The sequence below is a fragment of the Dactylosporangium thailandense genome, from assembly GCF_059739745.1.
On sequence record NZ_AP029195.1, the window covers coordinates 8,518,156 to 8,541,874 of the forward strand.

The 23,719-nt window shown below is 71.6% G+C and carries 22 protein-coding genes; 11 read left to right on the plus strand and 11 right to left on the minus strand.

Annotation, left to right across the window (positions count from 1 at the left end; translation table 11 throughout):
• Nucleotides 1-277 precede the first annotated feature (277 nt).
• Nucleotides 278-466: a hypothetical protein gene (locus AC6JBM_RS37890; RefSeq protein WP_497978699.1), complete on the minus strand. Its 189-nt coding sequence runs from the start codon at nt 464-466 to the stop codon at nt 278-280.
• A gap of 719 nt (nt 467-1,185) precedes the next feature.
• Nucleotides 1,186-1,512 carry a hypothetical protein gene (locus AC6JBM_RS37895; RefSeq protein ID WP_497978700.1) on the minus strand — a complete coding sequence of 109 codons (327 nt, stop codon included), beginning with the start codon at nt 1,510-1,512 and terminating at the stop codon, nt 1,186-1,188.
• A gap of 1,049 nt (nt 1,513-2,561) precedes the next feature.
• On the opposite strand from AC6JBM_RS37895, the gene AC6JBM_RS37900 reads away from it, so the two are divergent.
• Nucleotides 2,562-2,894 carry a hypothetical protein gene (locus AC6JBM_RS37900; protein ID WP_497978701.1) on the plus strand — a complete coding sequence of 111 codons (333 nt, stop codon included), beginning with the start codon at nt 2,562-2,564 and terminating at the stop codon, nt 2,892-2,894.
• 365 nt (nt 2,895-3,259) lie between these two features.
• Here the strand turns inward: AC6JBM_RS37900 and AC6JBM_RS37905 are convergent, their stop codons facing one another.
• The 4 genes from AC6JBM_RS37905 to AC6JBM_RS37920 are packed head-to-tail and all read right to left on the minus strand — an operon-like array spanning nt 3,260 to nt 6,524.
• The gene (locus tag AC6JBM_RS37905; RefSeq protein ID WP_497978702.1) at nt 3,260-4,159 is read right to left on the minus strand and encodes a hypothetical protein; all 900 of its coding nucleotides are present in this window, start codon (nt 4,157-4,159) and stop codon (nt 3,260-3,262) included.
• Complete coding sequence (locus AC6JBM_RS37910; protein ID WP_497978703.1) at nt 4,160-4,474, minus strand: PadR family transcriptional regulator; 315 nt, start codon at nt 4,472-4,474, stop codon at nt 4,160-4,162. It lies immediately after the preceding gene.
• A 32-nt stretch (nt 4,475-4,506) separates the two neighbouring features.
• Nucleotides 4,507-5,478: a pentapeptide repeat-containing protein gene (locus AC6JBM_RS37915; protein WP_497978704.1), complete on the minus strand. Its 972-nt coding sequence runs from the start codon at nt 5,476-5,478 to the stop codon at nt 4,507-4,509.
• Between the two features lie 44 nt (nt 5,479-5,522).
• On the minus strand, nt 5,523-6,524 hold the full coding sequence (locus tag AC6JBM_RS37920; RefSeq protein WP_497978705.1) for an NAD(P)H-dependent flavin oxidoreductase: 1,002 nt from the start codon (nt 6,522-6,524) through the stop codon (nt 5,523-5,525).
• A gap of 97 nt (nt 6,525-6,621) precedes the next feature.
• Here AC6JBM_RS37920 and AC6JBM_RS37925 point away from each other — a divergent pair, with 97 nt between their 5' ends.
• The 5 genes from AC6JBM_RS37925 (at nt 6,622) to AC6JBM_RS37945 (ending at nt 11,771) form a co-directional block, all read left to right on the plus strand.
• A complete protein-coding gene (locus tag AC6JBM_RS37925) occupies nt 6,622-7,515 on the plus strand; it encodes an AraC-like ligand-binding domain-containing protein (RefSeq protein WP_497978706.1) in 894 nt (297 codons plus the stop codon).
• Nucleotides 7,516-7,571: 56 nt separating this feature from the next.
• Nucleotides 7,572-9,098, plus strand: coding sequence for an alkaline phosphatase D family protein (locus tag AC6JBM_RS37930; RefSeq protein WP_497978707.1), 1,527 nt, complete (start codon nt 7,572-7,574; stop codon nt 9,096-9,098).
• Between the two features lie 8 nt (nt 9,099-9,106).
• Nucleotides 9,107-10,285, plus strand: coding sequence for a hypothetical protein (locus AC6JBM_RS37935; RefSeq protein ID WP_497978708.1), 1,179 nt, complete (start codon nt 9,107-9,109; stop codon nt 10,283-10,285).
• Nucleotides 10,286-10,440: 155 nt separating this feature from the next.
• Nucleotides 10,441-11,178: a DsbA family oxidoreductase gene (locus AC6JBM_RS37940; protein ID WP_497978709.1), complete on the plus strand. Its 738-nt coding sequence runs from the start codon at nt 10,441-10,443 to the stop codon at nt 11,176-11,178.
• Nucleotides 11,179-11,294: 116 nt separating this feature from the next.
• Complete coding sequence (locus AC6JBM_RS37945; RefSeq protein WP_350620403.1) at nt 11,295-11,771, plus strand: GNAT family N-acetyltransferase; 477 nt, start codon at nt 11,295-11,297, stop codon at nt 11,769-11,771.
• A 253-nt stretch (nt 11,772-12,024) separates the two neighbouring features.
• On the opposite strand, the gene AC6JBM_RS37950 is transcribed toward AC6JBM_RS37945, so the two are convergent.
• A complete protein-coding gene (locus AC6JBM_RS37950) occupies nt 12,025-12,636 on the minus strand; it encodes a hypothetical protein (protein WP_497978710.1) in 612 nt (203 codons plus the stop codon).
• A gap of 165 nt (nt 12,637-12,801) precedes the next feature.
• Between AC6JBM_RS37950 and AC6JBM_RS37955 the strand changes: the two genes are divergently transcribed.
• The 3 genes from AC6JBM_RS37955 (at nt 12,802) to AC6JBM_RS37965 (ending at nt 16,101) form a co-directional block, all read left to right on the plus strand.
• Nucleotides 12,802-14,181, plus strand: coding sequence for a ferredoxin reductase family protein (locus tag AC6JBM_RS37955; protein WP_497978711.1), 1,380 nt, complete (start codon nt 12,802-12,804; stop codon nt 14,179-14,181).
• 15 nt (nt 14,182-14,196) lie between these two features.
• Entirely contained in the window at nt 14,197-14,799 is a 603-nt protein-coding gene (locus tag AC6JBM_RS37960; protein WP_497978712.1) for an FMN-binding protein, read from the plus strand.
• A gap of 528 nt (nt 14,800-15,327) precedes the next feature.
• The gene (locus tag AC6JBM_RS37965; RefSeq protein WP_497978713.1) at nt 15,328-16,101 is read left to right on the plus strand and encodes an FAD:protein FMN transferase; all 774 of its coding nucleotides are present in this window, start codon (nt 15,328-15,330) and stop codon (nt 16,099-16,101) included.
• Nucleotides 16,102-16,265: 164 nt separating this feature from the next.
• Here AC6JBM_RS37965 and AC6JBM_RS37970 read toward each other — a convergent pair whose 3' ends face one another.
• The 3 genes from AC6JBM_RS37970 to AC6JBM_RS37980 all read right to left on the minus strand — a co-directional run bounded on the left by AC6JBM_RS37970 (nt 16,266) and on the right by AC6JBM_RS37980 (nt 18,861).
• The gene (locus tag AC6JBM_RS37970) at nt 16,266-16,625 is read right to left on the minus strand and encodes a DUF1801 domain-containing protein (protein ID WP_497978714.1); all 360 of its coding nucleotides are present in this window, start codon (nt 16,623-16,625) and stop codon (nt 16,266-16,268) included.
• Nucleotides 16,626-16,692: 67 nt separating this feature from the next.
• Nucleotides 16,693-18,276 (minus strand): serine/threonine-protein kinase, encoded by a 1,584-nt coding sequence (locus AC6JBM_RS37975; RefSeq protein WP_497978715.1) that lies wholly within the window; start codon nt 18,274-18,276, stop codon nt 16,693-16,695.
• 90 nt (nt 18,277-18,366) lie between these two features.
• The gene (locus tag AC6JBM_RS37980; RefSeq protein WP_350620417.1) at nt 18,367-18,861 is read right to left on the minus strand and encodes a GNAT family N-acetyltransferase; all 495 of its coding nucleotides are present in this window, start codon (nt 18,859-18,861) and stop codon (nt 18,367-18,369) included.
• Nucleotides 18,862-18,873: 12 nt separating this feature from the next.
• On the opposite strand from AC6JBM_RS37980, the gene AC6JBM_RS37985 reads away from it, so the two are divergent.
• On the plus strand, nt 18,874-19,620 hold the full coding sequence (locus AC6JBM_RS37985) for a M50 family metallopeptidase (protein WP_497978716.1): 747 nt from the start codon (nt 18,874-18,876) through the stop codon (nt 19,618-19,620).
• A gap of 124 nt (nt 19,621-19,744) precedes the next feature.
• Complete coding sequence (locus AC6JBM_RS37990) at nt 19,745-20,386, plus strand: hypothetical protein (RefSeq protein ID WP_497978717.1); 642 nt, start codon at nt 19,745-19,747, stop codon at nt 20,384-20,386.
• Nucleotides 20,387-20,620: 234 nt separating this feature from the next.
• On the opposite strand, the gene AC6JBM_RS37995 is transcribed toward AC6JBM_RS37990, so the two are convergent.
• Complete coding sequence (locus tag AC6JBM_RS37995; RefSeq protein ID WP_497978718.1) at nt 20,621-23,497, minus strand: putative bifunctional diguanylate cyclase/phosphodiesterase; 2,877 nt, start codon at nt 23,495-23,497, stop codon at nt 20,621-20,623.
• Between the last annotated feature and the right edge of the window lie 222 nt (nt 23,498-23,719).

The window sequence follows — 23,719 nt, forward strand, 5'->3', positions numbered from 1 at the left end:
TGACTACGCCGGCTGCCCCGGAACCATCTGCCGCGAGAAGGACCAGGTAGGTAACCCCACCGGCAACTATCAACAGCAACGCGATGTTGCAGTAGTCACGTGCGGTGAGCTTTCGCGTTCCCTGCTGCCGCGTACCGATTAGAGCGGGCAGGTGTGGTCTGGCTGCCTGTGGTGTGCGGTGGGAGGCCGCGGCGGATCTTGGCATCCCGGAGCGTCGGGTCCAGGGCGGGATGCCCTGGACGCCGGAGGCCGCACCCGGGTCGTAGGGCCGGAGGCCCTACTCGCCGGAGGCATCCTGTTCTGCCCCGTTCGGAGCCTGCTGGGCACGGGTCCGTCGCCGTTGCGCCGCTTCCTCCAGGCACCGCCACAGGACCATCGGGCCAAAGACCGACACCATGAGGACAAGCACGTACACGAAGGAGCGATGGAACACGTAGTGGTCAATGAAGGCCAGGGTCAGGATCAAGCCTGCCGCAATGAGAATCCGCAGCGGCCGCGATATACGAGATCGCATCCACAACTCCCCGCCATGTCGGTGCTTCGATGCTAAGGCGCGGTGGCGTCGCCGGCGACTGCGTGTTCCCGGAGCGAGCGTCACCAAGCGTCGTGATCACGTAGGAGCCCCCACTCAGTCCGCGACCATTCGCATGCCCAGTGCTCACGCTTCCGGTGAGCGCTGGGCATCGGCGCGCGCAGCGGCCGAAGGCCGCCTTGAGGTGGCATCGCGCTTGGTCCACTCGCGAACCAGCGATGGATGGCGAGTGCACCGTTGCGCCTGGATTCGCGTCAAAATAGAAACTTTGTCCACTCATGCATCAACATCAACTGACGTCGATTCTCGCGAAATGCTCTCCATTACGGGAGATCGACAGTCAGGGGCCAGACACACAAGCAAGCGCGACGACCGGTCAACGACCGCCGCGATCGTGCCTCTTCATGTGCGGCTCGCCGTTGGCGCGTACAGCAGCGGAGTACCGCAACCGACCGGACCGAGCCCAACCCAGTCCGGCCGACAACCGTTCCAGGTCAACGGGACCGACCGTGCCGAGCCTTACCGCCGGGACTCGGAAGGTCGCGGGTTCAAAACCAGCGGACCACAGGAAGCCGATGCAGCGGCTGTCGGTCCCTATGGCAAGTGGTGGTGCCGGCATGCGCGAAGCGGCGCGACCGTCGACACGGGCTGCCTCAGGGCTGCCAGCTCTGGTCGACATCGGTCGGGCCCTCTCCGTGGTCTGCGTCGCCGTGGTCGGAGGTAACGTGTTTTGCAAGCTCAGCCCTAAGTCGCTCCTTTGCCTCATTGGCGGCTACTTCGCCAGCCTTGTACTTGCTCCAGAGGCGTTTCCCGGCAACTACGCTCGCTGCCAACGCCGCGCCTCCCGCAGCGCCTAAAAGTAAAAGTTTTGGAGCCGCCCTCGTCACGGCTTTCGATTCGATAGTCTCAATCAACTTTTCGACACCGCCCAGCTGCTTTGCTGTCGTGACGATGTCCTGGTACCTGCCTAGATTTCCCATTTCCGCTCCAGGGGTAGAACCGGTTGAGCAAGTTTGATGACGGCCGCGGGAAGCGTTAATCGCGGGCACAATCACTGCCTAGCATGATTTGCCGGGAGTCAAGCATGCAAGTAGGTCGAGCCCGGCGATGCACCCGTCAATTGTCTTTCTCAGCGCGTCGGCTGACACAGCTCGGCCCGCCCGACGCTTACAACGGTCGGGTTCTCGCAGGTCGATGCCGCTGAGCGGCCGACAGCAACCGCCGCGCACGGCGCCGATCGCCGCCAGCACCAGCCGGAGACAAGAGCGGGGCAGTCAACCGCCTGATCGCGGCAACGTTGGTGCCTTCTAATCCCAAGGTCGTAGGTTCGAGTCCTACCGGGCGCACCACGCTCACTGGCATTTTCGCTGCGCACGCCGCCCGTCGAAATGCCGGAACGGGCGGCGCGACAGCAACAGGGTCCCACCGATGGCCTGATCCATCTGCCCGCCGCCTCCGTCTCGCCAAGGGCTTGATGGCCTGGGTGAGGCCTCATAAGGTGCCGCCTCATGGGTTGGTACGGAACGCTCCTGCTTGCGAGGCCCGGTAACGGCAACGGCAACCTTCCGGCGTATCCGGGGGTTCGGCAGTCGTTCGGATCGCAGTTCTGTGTCCCAAGCCTGTGGCCCTCGTTCGGCGACCGCGTGGGGCTGTACGACCTGGGGGACGGCTGGCAGCGGGTCGGGGTCCTGCCGTTCGGCCGGGAGCGGCTGCGGCTGGCGGCTGGCGTCCGGGAACTGGCCGCCGCGACCGCGGCCCCAGTGCTGGCCGGGTGGGTCTCGGAGAGCGTGTGTGCCCATCTGGAAGCCCACTCCCCCGAAGGTGCGGCCGTGTCCATGCACCCTGCCCAACACCGGCGAACGCTGTGTATGCGCGCACCTGGACGGCCAGCCCGAACGCGTGGAGCCGGGACGCGCAGCCGAAGCATTTGTGGTTTGGGCCCATGAGACCGGGCGGACGCCGGCAACAGAGACCATCGCGGCCATCGTCCACGACACCTGGGACGAAAGCCCGTTCGAGGGAGGACGCCGTGCTGGCACTCTTCGGCGCGCTCGGTTTCCCTCGGGGAAGGGAGATCCTCCCGGTCGTCGATCCGCACGACGAGGCGTTCGGGGATTACGAGCTGTGGGCCCACCTCGCGAACAACAGGGCAGTCAGCAATGTCAACGCGGCGGAGAAGGGTTGGGTGGTGGGCCCCGAGCACGACCTGACACCGATGGAGCACGATTTCCTTCGCTTCGAAGACCTGGTGCGGGGCTCGGTCTACGGCGGCGGGCTCAGCCGCGACGAACTCATCGCCGAGTACGCGCAACTGAGGTCGCGATGGCCGGACCCGCGGACAAGCCTGCGCCCGGGGCAGTGACGTCGATCGGCTGAGGCCGGCCACCCGCCTACCGATGGTCGTCGTTGGTCGGCTCCAGGAGAGCCGCGAGGGCAGCCGCGTGCCTCCGGGCGGCGAGCCGGGCAGTTCCCGCGCCACCAGCGGGCGGTACCGGGCGGGCTGTTCGGTGAGCATCTCGCGCAGTCCGGCCAAGGCCCGAAGCCGCACCGGCCCGACCCACACCGAACACCGCGGCCTCGCGCACGTGGCCGTCGGGGTGCAGGCTGGCGAGGGCCCGGTTCAGCGGCTGCTGAGCTGGAGGCTCGCGGCGAGCGCGGTCAGGACCGCGACGGCGAGGATCAGCAGGGTGAGGCGTATCGCTCGGCGGCGTTGTGGTGCCACGGGATTCACACCTCCTGGACCGGTGCGGCGGCTGGGGACACGCGGCGCATCACGGAGCCGGCGAGCGCCGCGGCCGCCCAGCCGACCATCGCGATGATGAGCGTCGAGACCACGAGATCGACAACGTTGTTGCCGAGGCGGTCGCTGACGGTGCCGCGGATCGTGGAGCCGCCGTCCTCGTCCGGGGGTCCGCCACCGCCGAGGATCGTGACGGCGACGGTGGCGTAGAGCAGTTGCAGCAGCCCGGCGCTCAGGGCCGCCAGCCGGGCGACGCGGCGCCCGGCGGCCGGGTCGCGGCGCCACAGGGTGCCGGCGACGCCGATGACGGCCGGTACCGCGATCACGCGTACCCACTGCTGCCAGGGGTTCGGGATGAAGGTGACCTGGTCGACCGCGGTGAAGCCGGACAGGCTCAGCGCCGCCAGGGTCGCGAAGACGCCGCCCAGCACGCCGGGCAGCGCGATGCCGGGGCGGCGCAGCAGGGCGCTGGCGCCGAGCAGGTAGCCGGCGCAGATGAGGGCGACGACGGCCAGGGTGATCCAGCCACCGACGCCGAGCCCGTAGTCGACGGTCAGGACGGCGAAGAGGGCGAGGCTGGCCGCGGCGATCCCGATCGTGGCCCACAGCGCGGCGGCGGCCCGGCCCCAGGGCGGCATGACCAGGGCGGCACCGGTGCAGCCGAACGCGAACCGCAGCCGCGACCAGCGGCCCTCCAGCGCGCCGAGCTCGCCGAGCATGGCCCGGCCCCACTCCGCCCGCTGCGCCGACAGGAGCCCGACCGCCCAGCGCAGCAGCCGCAGCGGCGCATCCTCGGCCGGGCCGTCCAGGAACCGGGCCGGATTGCGGCGGTACAGCGCGATGGCCACGGCGATCGGGGTCACCAGGAACACGATGAAGTACGGCATCTACGCCTCACTCAGGCGGCGACGGGAACGGGCGGCGCTGCGGTCGCGCTGCTCGGCGGTGAGGGCGGCCACGAACTCGCGACCGGCGCCGGTCAGGCGGTAGAGGTGCCGGGGCGGACGGCTGCCGACGCCCGGCTCCCAGGACGTCTCCAGCAGGCCGCAGTCGGCCAGCCGGACCAGGATCGGGTAGAGCGAGCCCGACTTGAGATGCACCTCGGAGGCGAGGTCGTAGCCGTAACGCCACCGGGCCGGGTCGGCGGCCAGTGCCCGCAGGACGTTGACCGTCTGCGGCGACGGGGGACGATGACGCTGCACGAACCTTAACTCTACTCATGTAGCCGTTGTGGTCAACGCCGGAAGACGGCGTACTGCGGCCGCTCGGCGTCGAACACCGCCTCACCCAGGAACGTCGCGTGGCCCCACGGGCCGTCCAGCGAGAAGGACGCGCGCTCGAAGGCGCTGCCCGCGAACCTCGTCGTGCCGTGGAACTGGGCGCCGCTGAAGTCCGCGTACTCGGCCGAGCAGCCGCTCAGGTCCAGGTCCACCAGCGTCGCCGCGCACAGGTTCACGATCAGGCCCGGCCAGCGGCGCAGGCGGTCGGTCAGGAGGCGCTGGGTATCCCGGCGGGCCTCGTCGGTCAGGGAGGGCGACCGCAGCAGGGCGCACAGGGCCGTGACGATCGGCTGGCGCAGCTCCGGGCGGTCGGCGCCCAGGTCCGCCGAGGGATCCCGCACCACCTCGCCGCCGGCCTCGGGGGCCGTCCAGCCCAGCGGGAAGACCGCGGTGCCGTCGCCGGCCCAGTGCGCGCCGGTCAGGTCGGCCGCCGGGTGGTCGAGGTGGAAGCGGCCGCCGAGCGCGGCCCCGGCGAAGGAGACCGCGCCGGCGAAGCGGGCGTTGTAGAACCAGGCCGGGCCGGCGAAGCGCGCGCCCGTGAACGTCACGTCGCCCGCGAACACGGCGCCGTCGCCGCCCTCCTCCCAGTCCTGGTAGTCCTCGACCAGCACGGCGACCGGCCAGTTCGGGTCGGGGCCGTCCAGGGCCTCGTCCCACGGCGGCGGGACCAGGCCGGTCTCCCAGCGCTCGTCGTCCTCCCACCACGTCTCGGTACCGCGGCCGAACCACGCCTCGGCGGCGAACTCGGCGCCGGTGAAGTCGGCGCGGCCCCGGAACCGCGCCCGGCCGAACGCGACCGGGCCGGTGAACCGCGCGCCGGCGAAGGAGACGTCGCCGACGAACTCGGCGCGCTGGAAGGTGACCGGGCCGTCGAACGTCGTGCCGGAGAAGTCGGCGTCGACCAGGCGCTGCCCCGAGAAGTCCATCACGGCAGCCTAGGTCAGGTCAGGTCAGGTCGGGCCGGATCGGGTCAGGCCCAGGCGCCGCCGAGCAGCTTCTCCGCCTGGGCGGTCATCTCGGCGATCAGCTCGGCCGCGGGGCGGATCTCGTGCACCAGTCCCACGCCCTGCCCGGACAGCAGCGCCATCTCCTCCAGGTCGCCCGTCGTCGCGTCGCGCATCGGAACCAGGTTGGAGAAGCGGTGCATCGGGATCTTCCGGCCGCCCAGGATCGTCTCGCCGATCACGGGAAGCGGGGAGTCGGGGATGTCGCCGGTGCGGTCGGCCCACTCGCGCACGACCCGGTTGCGCAGCACGCGCATCGGGTTGAACCGCGGAGTGTCCGGGCCGAACAGCGAGGTGCTTACGGTGTCCTCGGCGGCCGCGGCGACCAGGCGCTCCTTGTAGCCGTCGTGCGCCGCGGACTCGGTGGAGGCCACGAGGCGGGTGCCCACCCAGACGCCGTCCGCGCCGAGCATGAGCGCGGCGGCCAGGCCGCGGCCGTCGGCGATGCCGCCCGCGGCCAGCACGAGCGCGTCCGCGCCCACGGCGTCGGCGACCAGGGGCAGCAGGGCGAAGAGCGGCAGCGTCGAGGCGTTGTGGCCGCCGGCCTCCTGGCCCTGGGCGACGACCGCGTCGACGCCGCCGTCGACCGCGGCGCGGGCCGCGTCGACCGAGCCGACCTGCTCGAAGACCTGGACGCCGGCCGCGTGCAGGCGGTCGATCCAGGCCTGTTGCGGGTGGCCCCAGTGGAACGAGGCGACCGCCACGCGGGCGGCGCAGATCGCGTCGATCTGCTCGTCACCGGTGAACGCGGTGATGCAGTTGACGTTGAACGGGCCGGGGGTACCGGCGCGGATCGCGGCGATCGTCTGGGTGAGCGCGGGGGCGGGCATGAGCCCCACGCCGAGCGCGCCGAGCGCGCCCGCGTTGCTGACGGCGACGGCCAGGTCGGGCGTCATGCCCACGAATGCCATGCCGGCCTGGGCGATCGGCGTGGTCAGGCCGAACGCGTCGGTGAAGCGAGTCCTCATGCACTCACCGTGTCGGAACCCCGTCGCAACCATGTTGCCGATAGCGCAGCCGGACGTTGCATGGGGTGCAGAGACGGCTAGCCGACAGGAGGGGAGCATGCACTGGTCGACGGGGGACCACACGCCGGGCGAGCAGTTCGCGGCCTGGCGCGAGCTCATCTGCGCCGCCTTCCTCGCCCTGACGCCGGAGTCGGACCTGCGCGGCGGGTTCGCGGGCGACGTGGAGCAGTGGCGGCTGGGCGGGCTCGCGCTCGCCCGGATCGCGTCGCAGCGGCAGACGGTACGGCGGACCGAGGACGACATCGCGCGCTCGCCCGTGCGCGGGTACTACGCCAACCTGCAGGTGCGCGGGACCAGCCTCATGGCGCAGGGCGGCCGGAGCACGCTGCTGCGCCCCGGGGAGCTGGGACTCGTCGACACGGGGCGGCCGTTCCGGTTCGAGTTCGGGTCGGACTTCGAGCAGCTGTCGTTCTTCGTCCCGAGAACCCTGCTGGAAGGCCCCGTGCCGACCGCGGCCGCGGTGCCGACGCGCGCCGGGGTGGGCGCGGCGGTGCGGCTCGCGCTGGAGTCGGTGTCCGCGGTGCGGCGCCCGGAGCGGCTGGCGGTCCACGCGGCCGGGATGCTCGCCATCGCACTCGATCCCACGGTTCTGGCCCCGGTACGGTCACCGCGAACCCACGCCGCGGCGCTCGCGGACATCGAGGAGCACCTGAGCGACGACGACCTCTCCCCCGCCACGACGGCCCGGCGGCTGGGCGTCTCGGTGCGGTACATCCACGGGCTCTTCAGCGCGGAACCGGAGTCCTATGCGGCGACCGTGCGCCGGCTGCGGCTGGAGAAGGCGTCCCGGGACCTGCGCGACCCGTCCCGGGGACATCTGCGCGTCATCGACATCGCCACGGAGGCCGGGTTCGTCAACGTCGCGAGCTTCCATCGCGCCTTCCGCAAGGCGTTCGGCCGCACCCCGCACCAGGTGCGTACACATCCGTAGACATCTATACAATAACCGTCAATGCTGTGTTCATGAGCGGACTCGAAGGTGTGCCCATGAATAGGCTCAGCCGCCGCACGTTCGTCCTCGGTGGGGTCGCCGCCGCCGGGGCCGTGGTCGCGCCCCTGCAGAGCGCCAGCGCCGCCGTCCCCTACCCGTTCCAGCTCGGTGTCGCCTCCGGCGAGCCGGACGCGAGCAGCGTCGTGCTGTGGACCCGCCTCGCACCGACCCCGCTCAACGCCGACGGGCAGGGCGGGATGGCCAACGCCGACGTCGCCGTCGACTGGCAGGTCTCGACCACCAGCACGTTCGCCTCGCTCGTCGCGTCGGGCACGGTGACGGCCCGCTACGCCGCCGCCCACTCGGTGCACGTGGTCGCCGGGGGCCTGCAGCCGGACGCCGAGTACTACTACCGCTTCCGCGCGCAGGGCCACATCTCCCCGGTCGGGCGCACCCGCACCGCGCCCGCGCCCGGCTCGCTCGGCCGGGACTTCGTGATGGCATTCGCGTCCTGCGCGCACTACGAGTCCGGGTACTACACCGCCTACCGCCGCATGGCCGACGACCGCCCGGACCTGATCCTGCACCTCGGGGACTACATCTACGAGGACGCCGCGACCGCCGGCTCGCTGCGCCAGCACCTCGGGGCCGAGATCGTCTCGCTGGCGGACTACCGGCGCCGGTACGCGCAGTACAAGTCCGATCCCGACCTGCAGGCCGCGCACGCCATCGCCCCGTGGCTGGTCGTGCCGGACGACCACGAGGTCGAGAACAACTACGCGAACATGACGCGGGCCGACAGCAGCCCGGCGCTCACCACGGCGCAGTGGACGGCCCGGCGCACCGCCGCGTACCAGGCGTACTACGAGAACATGCCGCTACGCCCGGCCAACGCCAACAACGGCAACAGCATCCCGCTCTTCCGCCGCGTCCAGTGGGGCCAGCTGGCCGTCTTCCACATGCTCGACACGCGGCAGTTCCGCAACGACCAGGCCTGCGGCGACGGGTGGAAGGTGTGCGCCGACGCCGACCTGGCCACCCGCAGCCTGCCGGGCACCGCGCAGGAGGCCTGGCTGCTCGACGGCCTCGGGCAGCACCTGGCGAAGTGGGACATCATCGGCCAGCAGGTGTTCTTCGCCCGGCAGTTCGACGCGTCCGGCGCGAGCAACATGGATGCCTGGGACGGCTACCGGGCCTCGCGGGCGCGCATCCAGCAGGGCTGGGTGGACCGCGGCGTGCGCAACCCGCTGGTGCTCACCGGCGACGTGCACGCCTCGTGGGCCAACGACCTCAAGGCCGACTACGCCAACGCGAGCTCCGCGGTCATCGGCACCGAGCTCGTGTGCACGTCGATCACGTCGGGCGGCAACGGCAGCGCGGACACGGCGATCCCCAACGCCGCGACCAACCCGCACCTGAAGTTCTACTCGAACCGCCGCGGCTACGTGCGCACGACGATCACGCCGGCGCAGGTCACCGCCGACTTCCGCGGCGTCGCCTCGGTCACCGAGCACGGCGCGGCCGCCACCACGCTCAAGTCGTTCGCGATCCTCGACGGCCGTCCGGGCCTGCAGAGCATTTAGGAGTACACATGCAGGCTCTTGTAGCGTTGACGCTCGCCTCGCTGACGTGGACGACGGCCAATTCCGTCGCCACCGGAGACCAGGACACCTCCGCCATCGCGACCAACCGCAACGGCCAGGTCGCCGTGGTGTGGGAGGACGACCGGGACACCTCGGCGCCGGAGAACAACAGCCACTCGGACGTCTGGGTGCGCATGTTCGCCAACGGGGTCGCCAAGTACGAGCTCAAGCTCTCCGCGGGCGGCACCGGCAACTGGACCCACCTGTCGCCCGACGTCGGGATCGACGACAAGGGCAACGCGGTCGTGGTGTGGGCCGAGGACGGCGACGGCAACGGGGTGTACAACATCCAGTACCGCGTGATCTCCCCGGCCGGCTCGGTCACCGCGTCCGGGCGGGCCAACGCCGACACCGCGGGCGACCAGATCCTGCCGAAGGTCGCGGTGGACCCGGACGGCGCCCCGACCAGCGGCGCGGTCGCGTTCACCGTGGTCTGGGAGGACGTCCAGGGCAGCACGTACACGGTGAAGGCGGCGGGGTACACCGGACCGGCGACGAAGGCGTACGAGGTCTTCGCCTCCCAGCAGACCGGCCAGCACCACCGGCCCGACGTGGGGGTCTCCGCGTCCGGGGACGCGCTGGTCGTGTGGGACGAGGACGCCGACGCGAACGGCTACTACAACATCGGGCTGGTCGGCCTGGCCAAGGCCAACGGGGCCGTCAATCTTTCCCGGCGTACCGCGAACAGCCTCGGCGACGGCCAGCAGCGCCACGCCGCGATCGCGGAGGACTTCACCGGGGACTTCGCGGTCGCGTGGGAGTCCGACCACACCGGCACCGCGGGCGTGTGGACGCGCTCGTTCGGCCCCGGCGCGGTCGCGCGCGGCACCGAGGTGCTCGTCGCCGACGGCGGGACGAACCCGGTGATCGGCATCGACGGGCAGGCGAACACCGTCGTCGGCTGGTCGGCGACCGAGCAGTACGGGCGGGGCTTCAACCCCGACGGCACGACGGCCGGCCGACTCCCCGCGCGGGTGCTCACCCAGACCACGACCGGGCGGCAGGAGCAGCTCGGGGTGGCCGTCGACAACTGGGGCGAGTTCAGCGTGGCGTACACGGACGACAACGACGGCAACGGCTACGACCAGGTGATCCTCGGGTCCGGGGGCGTCAACTCGGACTGGTGAGCAGGTCCAGGCCTCCTATGTGGACGGGCGGTTGGACGAAAAGTCGGGCGCTTCGCTAGCCCGACTTTTCGGACATTTCACGAAATTGCGCGACTCGACTTCGGCTCTGGCGCGAGTATTGTTGAAGCGTCAACGAGCTTGTGAGGAGTGCGCGCATGATCCAGATTGAGGTCTGGTCGGACATCGTCTGCCCGTGGTGCTACATCGGCAAGCGGCGGCTGGAGCGCGCGCTCGCGAACCACCCCGGCGAGGTCTCCGTCGAGTGGCGCAGCTTCCAGCTCGACCCGTCGACCCCGACCGGCGACCCGCGCACGGTCGGCGAGTCCCTGGCCGCGCGCAAGGGCCTGTCGCCGAGCCAGGTCAAGGGCATGTTCGCGCACGTGACGGCGATCGCGGCGGAGGAGGGCCTCGCGTACGACTTCGACCGCGCCCGCACCGCCAACACCCTCGACGCGCACCGCCTGCTGCACTTCGCCAAGGCCGGCGGCCGCCAGGGCGAGCTGAAGGAGCGTCTGCTGCGGGCGTACTTCACCGAAGGCGCCGACGTCGGCGACCACACGGTCCTGGCGTCCCTCGCGGCCGAGACCGGCCTCGACGAGGTCGCCGCGAAGCAGGCCCTCGCGGACGGCTCCTACGCCGAGGACGTGGAGGCGGACATCGCGCAGGCCCGAGCGTACGGGATCAGCGGGGTTCCGTTCTTCGTCTTCAACCAGCGCCTGGGCGTCTCGGGAGCCCAGCCGCTCGAGGTCTTCGAGCAGGCCCTGGCCGAGTCCTCGCTGACCGTCCTGCGCGCCCCGTCCGGCTCCTCTTCGTCCTCGTCCTCGTCCTCGGATTCGGCCTCGGCCTCGGCTTCGGCCTCGGGCGAGTGCACGGACGACTCCTGCGCGATCTGAGGGGCGCAAAGTCTAGACCGTCCGGCCCCACAGTCAAGCGGTGGCCGCTGCGCCGTGAACGTGAGTGACTACTTTCCGGCAAGCACACTCCGGCCGTCCGGTTCTACGCTGCAATCATGACCGCTGATGTACTGCACAGCTACCGCCAGCAGGTCGCCCGCGGGGTGCGCCGGCTCGCGCCGGACGACACCGACCAGGTGGCCCGGCTGCTGGAAAGTGACGGTCATCCGCAGGCCGACACCAACCTCGCCGAGCGGCTCCAGCGCTGGTGCGAGCACCCCGACGGGGCCGCGTTCGTGTGGGACGAGCGGGGTCGCCTGCTGGGGGTCATCGCCGCGCACGTCATCCCGTCCTTCGAGGTCGACGGCGCCTGGCTGCGCATCGTCGCCCTGGCCGTGGCCGAGTCGGCGCGCGGCCGCGGGATCGGCACCAGCCTGGTCGCGGCGGCGGAGACCTTCGGCCTGATGCGGGGCTGCTCGAGCGTGGAGGCGACGAGCCTGCGCACGCGGGAGGGCGCGCACGCGTTCTACCGGGCACTTGGGTACCAGGACCGCACCGACGCCGCCGGGCGCTTCCAGCGCCGCCTGCCCTGACGCATCCCGGCCCCCGCCGAGCTGGTCCCACGGCGCCGTTGGCAGCGCGGCAGCGGCCGGGCGCCCCTCTCACGGCGCCGCCGAATGTCGATCTCCGTCGATGCGAATGCCGCACCGATTGCCGCTTCGGGGCGACCCGGCCGCACTCCTTCCGGCGTCCCGCCGCCCCGGCCGGAGCCCTTCCCGCCGCGGCCGCACCGGTGGCCATTCCCCCACCACCGCCATACCCGGAAATACGCGAATATTTCCGGATCTAGCGGGTCACGAGGTCCGTCCGGTCTCGACCAATAAAGTCCGATATGTGAGTTCGTGCAGGCGGAGCGAAAGACGATCGCCCGCTCAGCCCGCCAAACGGGCGCCGAGCGCCGCCGCGACCTTCACGAGACCGTCCTCGGCCCCGGCCGGCAGGTCGCCCCCCGCCGAGGTTCACCACCGACAGCACGACGATCAGGTTGCTCACCCGCATGCTGATGACCTGGGGCGCCCCGATCGCCTGCGTACGCTGCCGGATCGCCTGATCCCCCACCCCGTCGAGCTTCTCGGCGTCCCCGCCCGCGACCGCGGTGAGATAGCGCGACGCCAGCTCGGGACCGCCGACGGTGCCCCGCTTGGTGACGAGGGTGTACCCGACGTTGACCTGCACGCTCCCGTCCGACGCGGTGCAGTTGTCGCCGTCGGTCTCGATCTTGGCCACGGTGACCACGGGAGCGAAGGCCGACGGGTCGAGCACCCCGCAGCCGGGCACCGAGCTGAAGCGGCCGGCCTCGGCGAAGAGGCCCAGCGAGTACGCCATCCCGAGCCCGGTCGCGGCCACCGCCGCGAGCACAGCCGCCGACACCAGGACAATTCGCCAGAGCCTGCGCATCGTCGCAGTCTACGGATCCGAAACTGTCGTACCCGCGTGCGAACATGTCCCGCGCAGGCACCCCTGTGCACAACCTGAAGTCCCGATTAAGCCCGTGGCCGAGCGGCCCAGGGCCCTGGTATCACGATGGCAGTGGAACCGCATGCACCGTACGCAGAGACAACGATGACCGTCCCGAGACAGCGCCCGGCCGGCTCGCTCGCCGCTCCCGCGGCGCGGCCCGTCGAGCACAACAGCGCCGGACGGTTCCTCCTGCGCACCCTCTTCTGGGGCGGTCTCGCGCTCGCGGTGCTGCCCTGGTGGCTCGGCACGAAGACGGGCTCGGTCGACACGAGCGCCGAGGTCTTCCAGGCCGCCGGGCGGGTGACCGGCCTGATCGCGGGCTATCTGCTGCTCATGCAGGTGATCCTCATGAGCCGCCTCGCGTTCCTGGAGCGCTGGATCGGCGCCCGGCACCTGGGGCTGTGGCACCGCGAGCTCGGCGGCTCGGTCCTGGTCATGATCCTGGCGCACGCGGCCCTGATCACGGTCGGCTACTCCTACGCCGACGACGTCGGGTTCACCAGCGAGCTGGGCACGCTCCTGCGCGAGTACTCGGACATGATCACCGCGTTCATCGCGGCCGGCATGCTCGTGTGCATCGGGCTGCTGAGCATCCGGGGGCTGCGGCGCGCCCTGCCCTACGAGCTGTGGTACTTCCTGCACCTCAGCGCCTACCTGGCGCTGCTGCTCGGCTTCGCGCACCAGTTCTCCAACGGCCAGGAGCTGTTCCGGCCGGGCCTCGGGCGCACGGTGTGGATCGGGTTCTACGTCGTCACCATCGCCGCCGTGGTCCTCGGCCGCGTCGTCGGGCCGCTCTGGCTCAACCTGCGCCACCGGCTGCGCGTCGCCGACGTGGTCACCGAGGGCCCGGACATGGTGTCGGTCTACATCACCGGCGCCCGGCTGCACGACCTCGACGCCCAGGCGGGCCAGTTCTTCCGCTGGCGGTTCCTCGGCCGCGGGCTGTGGTGGCAGGCGCACCCGTTCTCGCTCTCGGCCGCGCCCAACGGTCGCTGGCTGCGGCTCACGGTGAAGACCGTCGGCGACCACACGTCCCGGATGCGGGAGATGTCGCCGGGCACCCGGATCTTCGTCGAGGGCCCGTGGGGCGACTTCACCGCCAGCCGCCGCGTGAAGCAGCGCGCCCTGCTGATCGCGGCCGGCAGCGGCATCGGCCCGATCCGCGCCCTGCTGGAGGAGCTCCCGCCCGGCGCGATCGTCATCTACCGCGCGAGCGCCGTGCACGACCTGCACCTGCGCCACGAGCTCGAGCACCTGGCGGGGCTGCGCCACGCCCAGCTGTGGTTCGTGGTCGGCGACCGCCGCGATCCCGGCCCCCGGCGCCTCTTCACCCCGACGGGCATGCGAGACCTGGTCCCGGACATCTCCGAGCGCGACGTGTACCTGTGCGGCCCCGACGGCCTGATCCAGCAGTCCCTGCAGGTCCTGCGCCGTCTGCGGGTCCCCCGCCGCCAGGTCCACCTGGACCCCTTCGAGTTCTGAGGAGTTGGACCGCACATGCGACGCGCCTTGATGGCCCTGATGGGGACTGCGGCGGGCACCATCTTGCTCGTCGGCGCCAAGGCGGGATTCAGCAGCCCGGCGAGCGACCAGGCGATGCAGCCCCAGGCGGCCAAGAGCCCGATCCCCGGCGCCGGCGCCTCCTCCGCCCCGGCGGGCGCATCGTCCACGGGCACGGACCCGCAGGGCAACCCGGCCCCGGGCACGACCCCGACGCCCGGCACGAAGACCGCGACGACCCAGCCCGCGGGCACGAAGACGACCGCCCCGGCCTCGAAGCCGACAACCACGGCCGCCAAGCCCCCGCGCACGACGATGAAGGACGGGACCTTCAACGGCAACCCGATCTACGTCGACTACGGCAACGTCGAGCTGAGCATCGTCGTCTCCGGCGGCAAGATCACCGACGTCAAGGTCCTCGACTCCCCGAGCGAGCACTCCCGCTCGGTCCAGATCAACAACTCGGCCCTGCCCAAGCTGCGAGCCGAGGCCCTGGCCGCCCAGAGCGCCGACATCGACACCGTCTCCGGCGCCACGTACACGAGCGGCGGCTACAAGCTCTCCCTCCAGTCCGCCATCGACCGCGCCTTCCAGGCCTGACCCGCGCGGCCCACGAAAAGTCGGGCGCTCCGCGCCACGACTTTTCGGACTTATACCCCGCCGCCGTATACGCACCGGATGCCCCTTTTTACGGGCGGCAGACCACGCCGGCCGACCGCCACCGGGCAGCGGACAACGCCGCGGCACGGCGGGAGGAGGATGCGGCGCATGACGGACGGCGGCACGGCGCGAAGGACGGCGACGCGGCGCAGGGCAAACGACGACGCGGCGCAGGGCAAACGACGACGCGGCGCAGGGCAAACGACGACGCGGCGCACGACGGACGACGACGCGGCGCACGACGGACGACGACGCGGCGCACGACGGACGACGGACGGCGACACCGCGACAAGGATGGCGACACGGCGCATGACGGACGGCGGCACCGCGTGGAGAACGGCGAGCGGCGGCGCGGCCGACGGCGATGCGGCGCGTGGCGGATGCTTGAGGGACGGGCAGAATCAAGCCGGGCGGGCAGAATGCGGCGAGGCTGGGTATGACGAACGGTATGACGGGTAGAGCGCGACCATGACGCACAGCCTGGTGCGGGTCGAGCACGTCATGGGCATGGCGATCAGCCTCGACCTGGACGATGATCTGCCGGTACACGAGCTGGAACGCCTCGCCGACGGCGTGTTCGGGTGGCTGCGGCAGGTGGACGAGATCTTCAGCACGTACCAGGCGGAGAGCGAGATCAGCCGCCTCGCGCGCGGCGAGATCCGCCGGGAGCAGTGCTCGCCGCTCGTGAGCGAGGTGCTCGACCGGTGTGCGGAGCTCTGGGACGAGACCGACGGCTACTTCGACGTCAGCGCGGGCGGGGTGCTCGACCCGTCCGGGTACGTCAAGGGCTGGGCCGTCCAGCGCGCCTGCGACCGGCTGCTGGAGGAGGGCTCGGCCAACCACTGCCTCAACGCCGGCGGGGACATCTTCGTGCGCGGGGCGCCCCGCGGGCGGGAGCGGTGGCGGGTGGGAGTCCGCCACCCGTGGGAGCCGCTGGCCGTCGCCTGGGTGCTGGAGGTGACCGACACCGCGGTGGCGACCTCAGGCACGTACGAGCGGGGGCTCCACGTGCTCAACCCGTTCACCGGCGCCCCGGCGAGCGAGCTGCGCTCGGTCACCGTGGTCGGGCCGGAGCTGGGCACCGCCGACGCGTACGCGACCGCCGCCCTGGCCATGGGCCTGCCCGGCATCGACTGGCTGGCGGCCCTCCCCGGCCACGAGAGCGCCGTGGTCACCGAGGACGGCCGGGCCCTTCGCTCCGACGGCCTCCAGGTGGTCCCGCCTAGGCTCGCCGCTCCCTGACAAGCCGGCCCTGACAAGCCGACCCCGGCGAGCTGCACTCTGACGAGCCGCCCGCGACGACCTGCCCACAGACGGGCCGCCCCGAGGCCGCGAAAACCGGACGCACGAGATCGCGGCCCGAAAGACCGCCCACACCGATGAGCGAGAGGGCCGACGCAGCGGAGTCAGGCGACGGCCAGGTCCAGGTATTCGATCAGGTGCTCGTGCGTCGGGGCGCTGTCGTCCGGCTTGAACCGGAGATACCGCACCCGCTTCCCGGTCCCCTCCAGCAGCCCGTGCGGATCGGGCAGGTCCGCGCCGTGCTCGAAACCGACGGCGACGGAGTCCTCCCGGGGAAAGACCGCCGCGATGTACCCCCGCGACGGATGGTGGAAGCCCAGCCCGTTCCAGCCGCGATACACGCGCTCGGTCAGCTCCGGGCGGGCGCTCAGGATCACCTCGCGCAGGTGCCGGGTCAGCGCGCCGATGCTGGCGCAGTGCTCGTCGAGCAGTTCATCGAGTCCCTCCGGACCATCCCCCGTCATACCCCACACTTCACCACAGGGGTACGACATTTTCCGGCCCCATTTCCTGCCAGCCGGGACGACCGGTCTACCAGTCGAACTCCACGCCGCGGACCTCGCCGTCCGGCAGCAGGGCACGGTTCGTGTAGACCCAGCGCTGGACCGCCACGTACCGATGGCCCCGCGGCAGGTGCGCCTCGAACGGGCCGCAGTCGTGGTTGGGCGCGAAGTCGGTGAACAGCAGGCCGTTGCACTCGTGCGGGCCGTCCGCGGTCCGGCCCGAGCCGAGGTCGAGGATCGACATGCTGATGTCGGCCTGGACGCCGGGGATGCTCTGCATGTGCCCGATGAGCCGGACGCGGTCGGCGGCCAGGGCGTGACAGGGCTTGCCGAGGGCCGGGTGGCCGATGTCCCACGTGTACTGCTCGCCGCACACGTACGGCCCGAAGGCATCCGAGCCTTCGACCTGCGCGCCCGGCTGGAGGGACGCCGCGGCGCTCTTGTCGCCGGCCCGCGACGAGCCCGCGCCGCGGCTGGGAGCGGCGGCGGCCCCGGCACTGCGCGTCGCGGCGGACGGGGGCACCGCGGGGGCCGGAGTCGCGCGCACGCCGTCGGCGGTGTCGGTGGAGTGGTCGCGATGGAGGTACTGCCAGGCGGGTACGGCGATCAGCGCGAGCACGAGCAGTACCAACGCCAGAAATGCGGCCCGGGAACGGGTCGGTGCCGGGCGCTGCGCGGGCAGGGGTGGCTGGATCGTGGTGAGGCGTTCCTCCACCGACTGCGGCGGGAGCGGGGGCACGTCGGCGGTGCGGCGGGCCACGGAACGCAGGGCGGTGGCGAGCTCACGGGCGGTCGGGCGCCGGCTGGGGCGCTTGTCCATGCACTCCTGCACGACCTGCCACACGGCGTCGGGCATGCCGGGCACGCGCCTCGGGGACTCGTCGACGTGGCGGCGCAGGATGGCCCACGCGGGGCCGCCGGCGTAGGCCGGGCGGCCCGTCGTGAGCTCGAAGAGCACGACGCCGAGCGCGTAGATGTCGGCGGCCGGGGCCGGACGCCCGCCGTAGACCGCCTCCGGCGCGACGTAGTTGGCAGTGCCGACGAGCGCGCCCGGCGTCGTCATGCTCGGGGTGTCGAGGACCCGGGCGATGCCGAAGTCGGTGAGCCGGCAGTGCAGCTCGCCGTCGACGCGGTCGAGCAGGATGTTGTCCGGCTTGAGGTCGCGGTGCACGACGCCGCGGCGGTGCGCGGCCGAGAGCGCCTCGGCGACCTGGGCCAGCAGCGTCGCGGCCTCGGCCGGGGCCAGGGTGCCCCGCTCGTGCAGGTAGTCACGCAGGCTGCCGCCCTCGACGAGGTCCATGACCAGGCCGAGCGAGGTGCCCACGGTGACCAGGTCGCGGACCCGGACGATGTGCGGGTGGCGGAGCATGAGCAGGATCGCGCGCTCCTGCACGAACCGGTTGACGGCCTTCGGCTCGGACATGAGGTCCTCGCGCAGCAGCTTGACGGCGACCTGCTCGTCGCCGGCCAGGGCGCGGGCCCGCCACACGGTGCCGGTCCCGCCGCCGCCGATGGGCTCGACCAGCTCGTACGCGTCACCGATCCGATAACCGGTCAGATCACCGCTGTGGTGATCGTCCGTGTCGTAGCGCGCTTCGGGCGGAGTACGCATCGGGGTATTCGTACAGAATGCCGGATGAAGGTCACAAGCTGTACCAGCAAGTACGCCCCCCAAGGGGGACCCGGCGGCGGTTGCACACCATCACAGCTGCCGATACATGATATGAAAGTCGACCAGCCCGTGCTTCGTGCTCTGGAAGCCGTCGGGGATCGTGCCGACGATGATGAACCCGAGTGAGCGCCACAGCCGCACGGCGACCGTGTTCGTCGAGACGACCGCATTGAACTGCATCGCGGCGTAGCCGAGCGCGCGGGCCCGGTCGAGGCAGTGCTCGCCGAGGGTGCGCCCGAGGCCGCGGCCGCGGGCCCGGGACGAGACCATGAAGCTCGCGTTGGACACGTGCGCGCCGAGGCGGCCCTTGTTCGGCCCCACCTTGTAGGTCCCGAGCACCTCGCCGTCCTCGACCGCGACCCACTGCTCCCACGGCGGCGCGAGCAGCCAGTGCCCGCGCGCGTCGGTCTCGGTCGAGGCCGGGTCGTTGTCGTAGCTCTCGCCGGCCGCGACCACCTCGTGCCATACGTCCCACACACCCGGCCAGTCGGTTTCCGCAAAGCGCCTGATCTCCACGCTGTTCATTCAACACGTGAGATGGCAGGCTCTGCACTCGTGGTGGATGCTGCCTTCGACGTGTTGCACGACGCCCTCGGCCGCCAACCGTCCCCGCCGCGCGAGGTGGTCATCGCGACCGCCGTGGCCGCTCTGCTGGCGGTGCTGCTGCGGCCGGCGTGGAAGGTCATGCGCAACTTCGTGACCATCGCGCACGAGGGCGGCCACGCGCTCGCCGCGGTGCTCAGCGGCCGCCGCCTGTCGGGCATCCGCCTGCATTCGGACACCTCGGGCCTGACCCTGTCCCGCGGCCGCCCCAACGGCCCCGGCATGGTCATCACCGGCCTGGCCGGCTACATCACGCCGTCGCTGCTGGGCCTGGCCGCCGCCGCGATCCTCGGCGCCGGCCGGATCACGATCCTGCTCTGGCTGCTGCTGGTCCTGCTCGTGCTCATGCTGATCATGATCCGCAACTTCTACGGCGTGATCTCGGTGGTCGCCGCCGGCGCGATCATCTTCGGGGTGTCGTGGTTCGCCGACGCGAAGATCCAGGGCGCCTTCGCCTACGCGTTCGCCTGGTTCATGCTGCTCGGCGGCGTGCGGGCGGTCTTCGAGCTGCAGCAGTCGCGCTTCCGCCGGCAGGCGCCGAACTCCGACGCCGACCAGATCGCGCGGCTCACCCGGGTGCCCGCCATCGTCTACGTGAGCTTCTTCGTGATCGTCGTGCTCGCCTGCCTGGCCTTCGGCGTGCGGCTCATGCTGGGCCCCGTCGAGAACCTCATGGGCTGACGGTTCTCGATCTCACATAGCGTCACTGATCACTGTCCCACCGTCCGAACGGGGTGGGCATCCTTGCGCGGATCCATTAGAATGTATGTACGAAAGACGCTCTTGACCTGGGAGGAGAGCGCCAGTGACCGCGCCCGTAACCTCGACCGGATCCGTCCCCTACGCCACCCTGCTCAGCTTCACCCGCTACGTCGGGCGGACCGGCCCGCGCAAGGCGAGCTTCGTCGGCGGCCTGCGCCGGCAGCGCGAGTCGGGGCACGGCTTCAACCCGCACGGCCAGCTCGTGAAGGCCCTGAAGGCGGACATCCAGTTCCGGACCGGCGGCACCTACCTCAACGCCGTCGTCGACCAGGTCAACGCCCGGTGGAAGCCGCTCTACGAGTCGGTGGTCCCCGGCGCCCTGCGCTACCTCGAGTCCATCCCGACGCCGGTCGAGGTGACGCCGACGCGGGACGCGCTCTGCATGATCGGGACGCTCCCGGTGAAGATCAACCCGCACTTCGGCCTGCGGTATCCCGACGGGCGGGGCGAGGCGGTGCGGCTGCACTTCGACGAGGATCCGCCGCAGGACGAGGCGGCCGTGGCGACGCTGCACCTGATGGGGCGACACATGGACCTGGTCCTGCCGAACGCGGCGCCGGTGCTGGTGGACCTGCGGCGCGGGGATGCGCTGCGGCCCGGCACGGCGGTGAAGGTCGACGAGGTGGAGCGGTGGCTGGCCGGGGAGGCGGCGGCCTTCTCGGCGATGTGGGGTGCGGTGGCGTGACGTTCTAAGGGACTCTCCAAGGGACTCTCCGGGGGCCGGGGGCAGTGTGTCTCCTGGCCACGCGGCAGAGAAGTATGCGCGGCCCGTCGGGCCGTTGCGGTTGGCCGTAGTCATTGCAAGAGCTCAAGAGCGTCCCTGCTCGGGTCCGCGTCACCTGCTGACCGTCGCTCCCGCCAGGAATCCCGGCGTCCGTCGTGGCAAGACCGCAGCCAAGGTCTTGGCACCCTGAAGGCTTTACTCGCCCCCTAAAGTGCGGAAGCGGGCGCGATCTGCCATCCCCCCGGTGGTCGCGCTCGCTTCCGCATGAGCCAGCGGCGGCGCGCAGAGGGCCGGGATCTCCGACGGGGGCCGCGGGCGGGAGAAGTGGAAGCCCTGGGCCAGCCGGTAGCCGAGCTCCAGCAGCCTCGCCGCCTGTTCGGGGGTCTCCACGCCCTCGGCCACCGCCTCCAGGCGCAGGGCCTGGGCGATCTCGCTGATCGACGTCGCGATCGCCTCCTGCTCCACCGTGCCCGTCACGCCGTCGACGAAGGACTTGTCGACCTTCAGGACGTCGACGGGACAGCTGCGCAGCAGGCCCAGCGACGAGTGGCCGGTGCCGAAGTCGTCCAGGGCGATCTTCACGCCGAGCGCGTGCAGCCCCCGCACGGTGTCCAGGGCGCGGCCGCCGCCGAAGACCGCGGTCTCGGTGATCTCGATGTTCAGGCGGGACGGGTCCAGCCCGGTCTCGCGCAGGGTGGCCTCGACCGTGGCGACGAACGCCGGCTCGAGCAGCTGGCGGGCCGAGGCGTTCACGCTGATCTTGGCCGGGGCGGCGTCGCCGAGCAGCGCGGTCCAGTCGGCGGCCTGACGGCAGGCCTGGCGCAGCACCCAGGCGCCGATCGGCACGATGAGGCCCGTGCGCTCCGCGACCGGGATGAACGTCGCCGGGGAGACCATGCCGCGCGCCGGATGGTGCCAGCGGACCAGGGCCTCCACGCCGCGGACCTCACCGCCGGGCAGGCCCACGATCGGCTGGTAGACGACGGTCAGCTCGTCGCGGTCGAGCGCCTGGCTCAGCTCCGCGGCCAGCTGCGCGTGCTCGACGGCGTGCGCGTCGAGCTCCGGGCCGTATTCGACCCAGCGGCTCTTGCCGAGCTCCTTCGCCGCGTACATCGCCATGTCGGCCCGGCGCAGCAGGTCGCTCGCCGCGCAGTCCGCGGTGTGCCGGGCGACGCCGATGCTCGCCTGCACCAGCAGCTCGTACCCGGCGGCCCGGACCGGCGCGGCGAGCGCGTCGATGAACGCCTCGGCGATGGCCGCGCTGCGGTCGCGGTCGGCCCCGATCAGCAGCACCGCGAACTCGTCCCCGCCGAGCCGCGCCACGACGTCGCCGGCCCCGACGGTCGCGCGCAGCCGCTCGGCCACCTCGACGAGCAGCGCATCCCCGACCGCGTGCCCGAGCCGGTCGTTGATCGCCTTGAAGTCGTCGAGATCGATCAGCGCGACCGCCACCTCAGCACCACCCTCGCCGGACCCGCCCGCCACCGGACCACCGACCCCAGCACCGCCGACTCCCCCATCGGCCGCAACACCGCCCGCCGCAACACCGCCAGCCCCAGCGCCGCCAGCCGTGACGCCGCCAGCCGTGACGCCGCCGACCACAGCACCGCCGGAGCCCCAGCGCGACTCGGCCACCGCCTCGGCGGTCCGGGCCGCGAACAGCGAGCGGTTGGCCAGCCCCGTCAACCCGTCGTGCGAGGCCTGGTAGCTGAGCTGGTCCTGGTAGCGCCGCGACTCGGTGATGTCCCGCGCATTGGCGACCACGCCCCGGACGCTGGGGTCGTGCACGAGGTTGGTGGTGACGACCTCGAACCAGCGCCAGGTGCCGTCCGGGTGCCGCAGGCGCAGCTGCAGGGTCGTCGTGCTGCCCGGCGTGGCGAGGCTCGCGGTCGCGCGGCCGAGGGCCTCCCGGTCGCCCGGGTGGACCATGTCCCGCAGCGAGATGGCCGCGGCCGAGCGCTCGCCGGTGAAGCGGAGCAGGCTCGGGCTCGCGTACGTGACGTGGAAGCCGGCGTCGCAGATGGCCGACATGTCCGAGGAGTGCTGGACGAGCGAGCGGAACCGGCGCTCGTGGCGGCGCAGCTTCAGCATGCTCGCGTCGACGCGGGCGAGCAGGTGCGAGTTGTCGTACAGCGAGACCAGCTGCCGGGCCACGACCAGCAGCGTGAGCAGCACCGAGCCGCCGACCAGGATGCGGGTCTCGCGCGGGCTCGCGCCGATCCCGGCCAGCACGAACGCGTCGGCGGCCAGGATCGCGGCGTAGGGCACCAGGCTGAACGGCCGCCGCTCGCGCCGGGTCACGGTCGCCACCGGCTCGCCGAAGGCCCGGCGCTGGCGGATCGCGGCCAGGGCCAGCCCGACGCAGCAGGCCGGGATCGAGATGTGGCAGTCGTTGACGTACGGCCGCGACTCCAGCAACGGCGCCGCCGAGCCAGCGAGCCCCCCGGCCAGCAGGGTGCCGCCCATGATCCACAGCGACCGCCGATCGAGCGCGCCGGCACCCGCCAGGGCGACCTTGGCCAGGGCGAACATGGCCGCGAAGAGCATGAGCAGGACGCCGAACAGGGTCCACGAGGTGCCGGTGACGCCGGTCAGGCTCACCTCGGCCCGCGCGGCGAAGAACCAGGCCACGAGCATCGCGGCGGCCAGGACCACGGCCATGTCGAGGCTGAAGGTGAGCAGGTCGCGGCGGCTGCGCCGGCCCATCGGCAGGCGCAGGAGGGCCCAGACGACCACGACCACGGCCCCGAGGAACAGCACCAGCGTCAGCGGGCTGGAGCGCTGGGTGGGCGCGCCCGGCCCGAGCAGCGAGTCGTAGGCGCTGCTCCAGATCGCGGCCATGATCACGGCCATGACGAGGGTCATGTGACGCCAGAAGCGCCCGGCGCGGCGGTCGGGTGCGGCGCGGGTCGTGCGCAGGCACACGACCGCCGTGAGCACGGTGCAGACGGGCGCCGGCAGCCAGCCGAGCGCGGGGTGCAGCAGCGGCTGGGGCCACTGGGCCATCAGCCAGGCGACGCTGAGCACGGCGAACCCCGTGATCCAGCGCAGCAGCCGCCGATCCAGTGCCATCCCCGCCCGTACCTCCCCCGCCGGCCGCACGAGCGCACGGCCGAATAGATGCCACCGTGCAAAGAATCGGCCGGACCGAGCGCCAGATGAGCGCCCTGGATGAGGTTTTCACCACGTTTTATCGCTTCGATCCCAAATGGCCGAATATCCAGATACCGCAAGGCAAGTTCATGATCAGTACGTAGTCGGGCGGTCACACATCGACGCCCACCGGTGCTAGGT

Excerpts from the sequence above, each read along its gene's own strand:
- AC6JBM_RS37895 (WP_497978700.1), bottom strand. The coding sequence starts at position 1,512 with ATGGGAAATCTAGGCAGGTACCAGGACATCGTCACGACAGCAAAGCAG.
- AC6JBM_RS37905 (WP_497978702.1), bottom strand. The coding sequence starts at position 4,159 with ATGCCGTACTTCATCGTGTTCCTGGTGACCCCGATCGCCGTGGCCATC.
- AC6JBM_RS37915 (WP_497978704.1), bottom strand. The coding sequence starts at position 5,478 with ATGGACTTCTCGGGGCAGCGCCTGGTCGACGCCGACTTCTCCGGCACG.
- AC6JBM_RS37920 (WP_497978705.1), bottom strand. The coding sequence starts at position 6,524 with ATGAGGACTCGCTTCACCGACGCGTTCGGCCTGACCACGCCGATCGCC.
- AC6JBM_RS37925 (WP_497978706.1), top strand. The coding sequence starts at position 6,622 with ATGCACTGGTCGACGGGGGACCACACGCCGGGCGAGCAGTTCGCGGCC.
- AC6JBM_RS37930 (WP_497978707.1), top strand. The coding sequence starts at position 7,572 with ATGAATAGGCTCAGCCGCCGCACGTTCGTCCTCGGTGGGGTCGCCGCC.
- AC6JBM_RS37935 (WP_497978708.1), top strand. The coding sequence starts at position 9,107 with ATGCAGGCTCTTGTAGCGTTGACGCTCGCCTCGCTGACGTGGACGACG.
- AC6JBM_RS37940 (WP_497978709.1), top strand. The coding sequence starts at position 10,441 with ATGATCCAGATTGAGGTCTGGTCGGACATCGTCTGCCCGTGGTGCTAC.
- AC6JBM_RS37945 (WP_350620403.1), top strand. The coding sequence starts at position 11,295 with ATGACCGCTGATGTACTGCACAGCTACCGCCAGCAGGTCGCCCGCGGG.
- AC6JBM_RS37950 (WP_497978710.1), bottom strand. The coding sequence starts at position 12,636 with ATGCGCAGGCTCTGGCGAATTGTCCTGGTGTCGGCGGCTGTGCTCGCG.
- AC6JBM_RS37955 (WP_497978711.1), top strand. The coding sequence starts at position 12,802 with ATGACCGTCCCGAGACAGCGCCCGGCCGGCTCGCTCGCCGCTCCCGCG.
- AC6JBM_RS37960 (WP_497978712.1), top strand. The coding sequence starts at position 14,197 with ATGCGACGCGCCTTGATGGCCCTGATGGGGACTGCGGCGGGCACCATC.
- AC6JBM_RS37965 (WP_497978713.1), top strand. The coding sequence starts at position 15,328 with ATGACGCACAGCCTGGTGCGGGTCGAGCACGTCATGGGCATGGCGATC.
- AC6JBM_RS37970 (WP_497978714.1), bottom strand. The coding sequence starts at position 16,625 with ATGACGGGGGATGGTCCGGAGGGACTCGATGAACTGCTCGACGAGCAC.
- AC6JBM_RS37975 (WP_497978715.1), bottom strand. The coding sequence starts at position 18,276 with ATGCGTACTCCGCCCGAAGCGCGCTACGACACGGACGATCACCACAGC.
- AC6JBM_RS37980 (WP_350620417.1), bottom strand. The coding sequence starts at position 18,861 with ATGAACAGCGTGGAGATCAGGCGCTTTGCGGAAACCGACTGGCCGGGT.
- AC6JBM_RS37985 (WP_497978716.1), top strand. The coding sequence starts at position 18,874 with ATGGCAGGCTCTGCACTCGTGGTGGATGCTGCCTTCGACGTGTTGCAC.
- AC6JBM_RS37995 (WP_497978718.1), bottom strand. The coding sequence starts at position 23,497 with ATGGCACTGGATCGGCGGCTGCTGCGCTGGATCACGGGGTTCGCCGTG.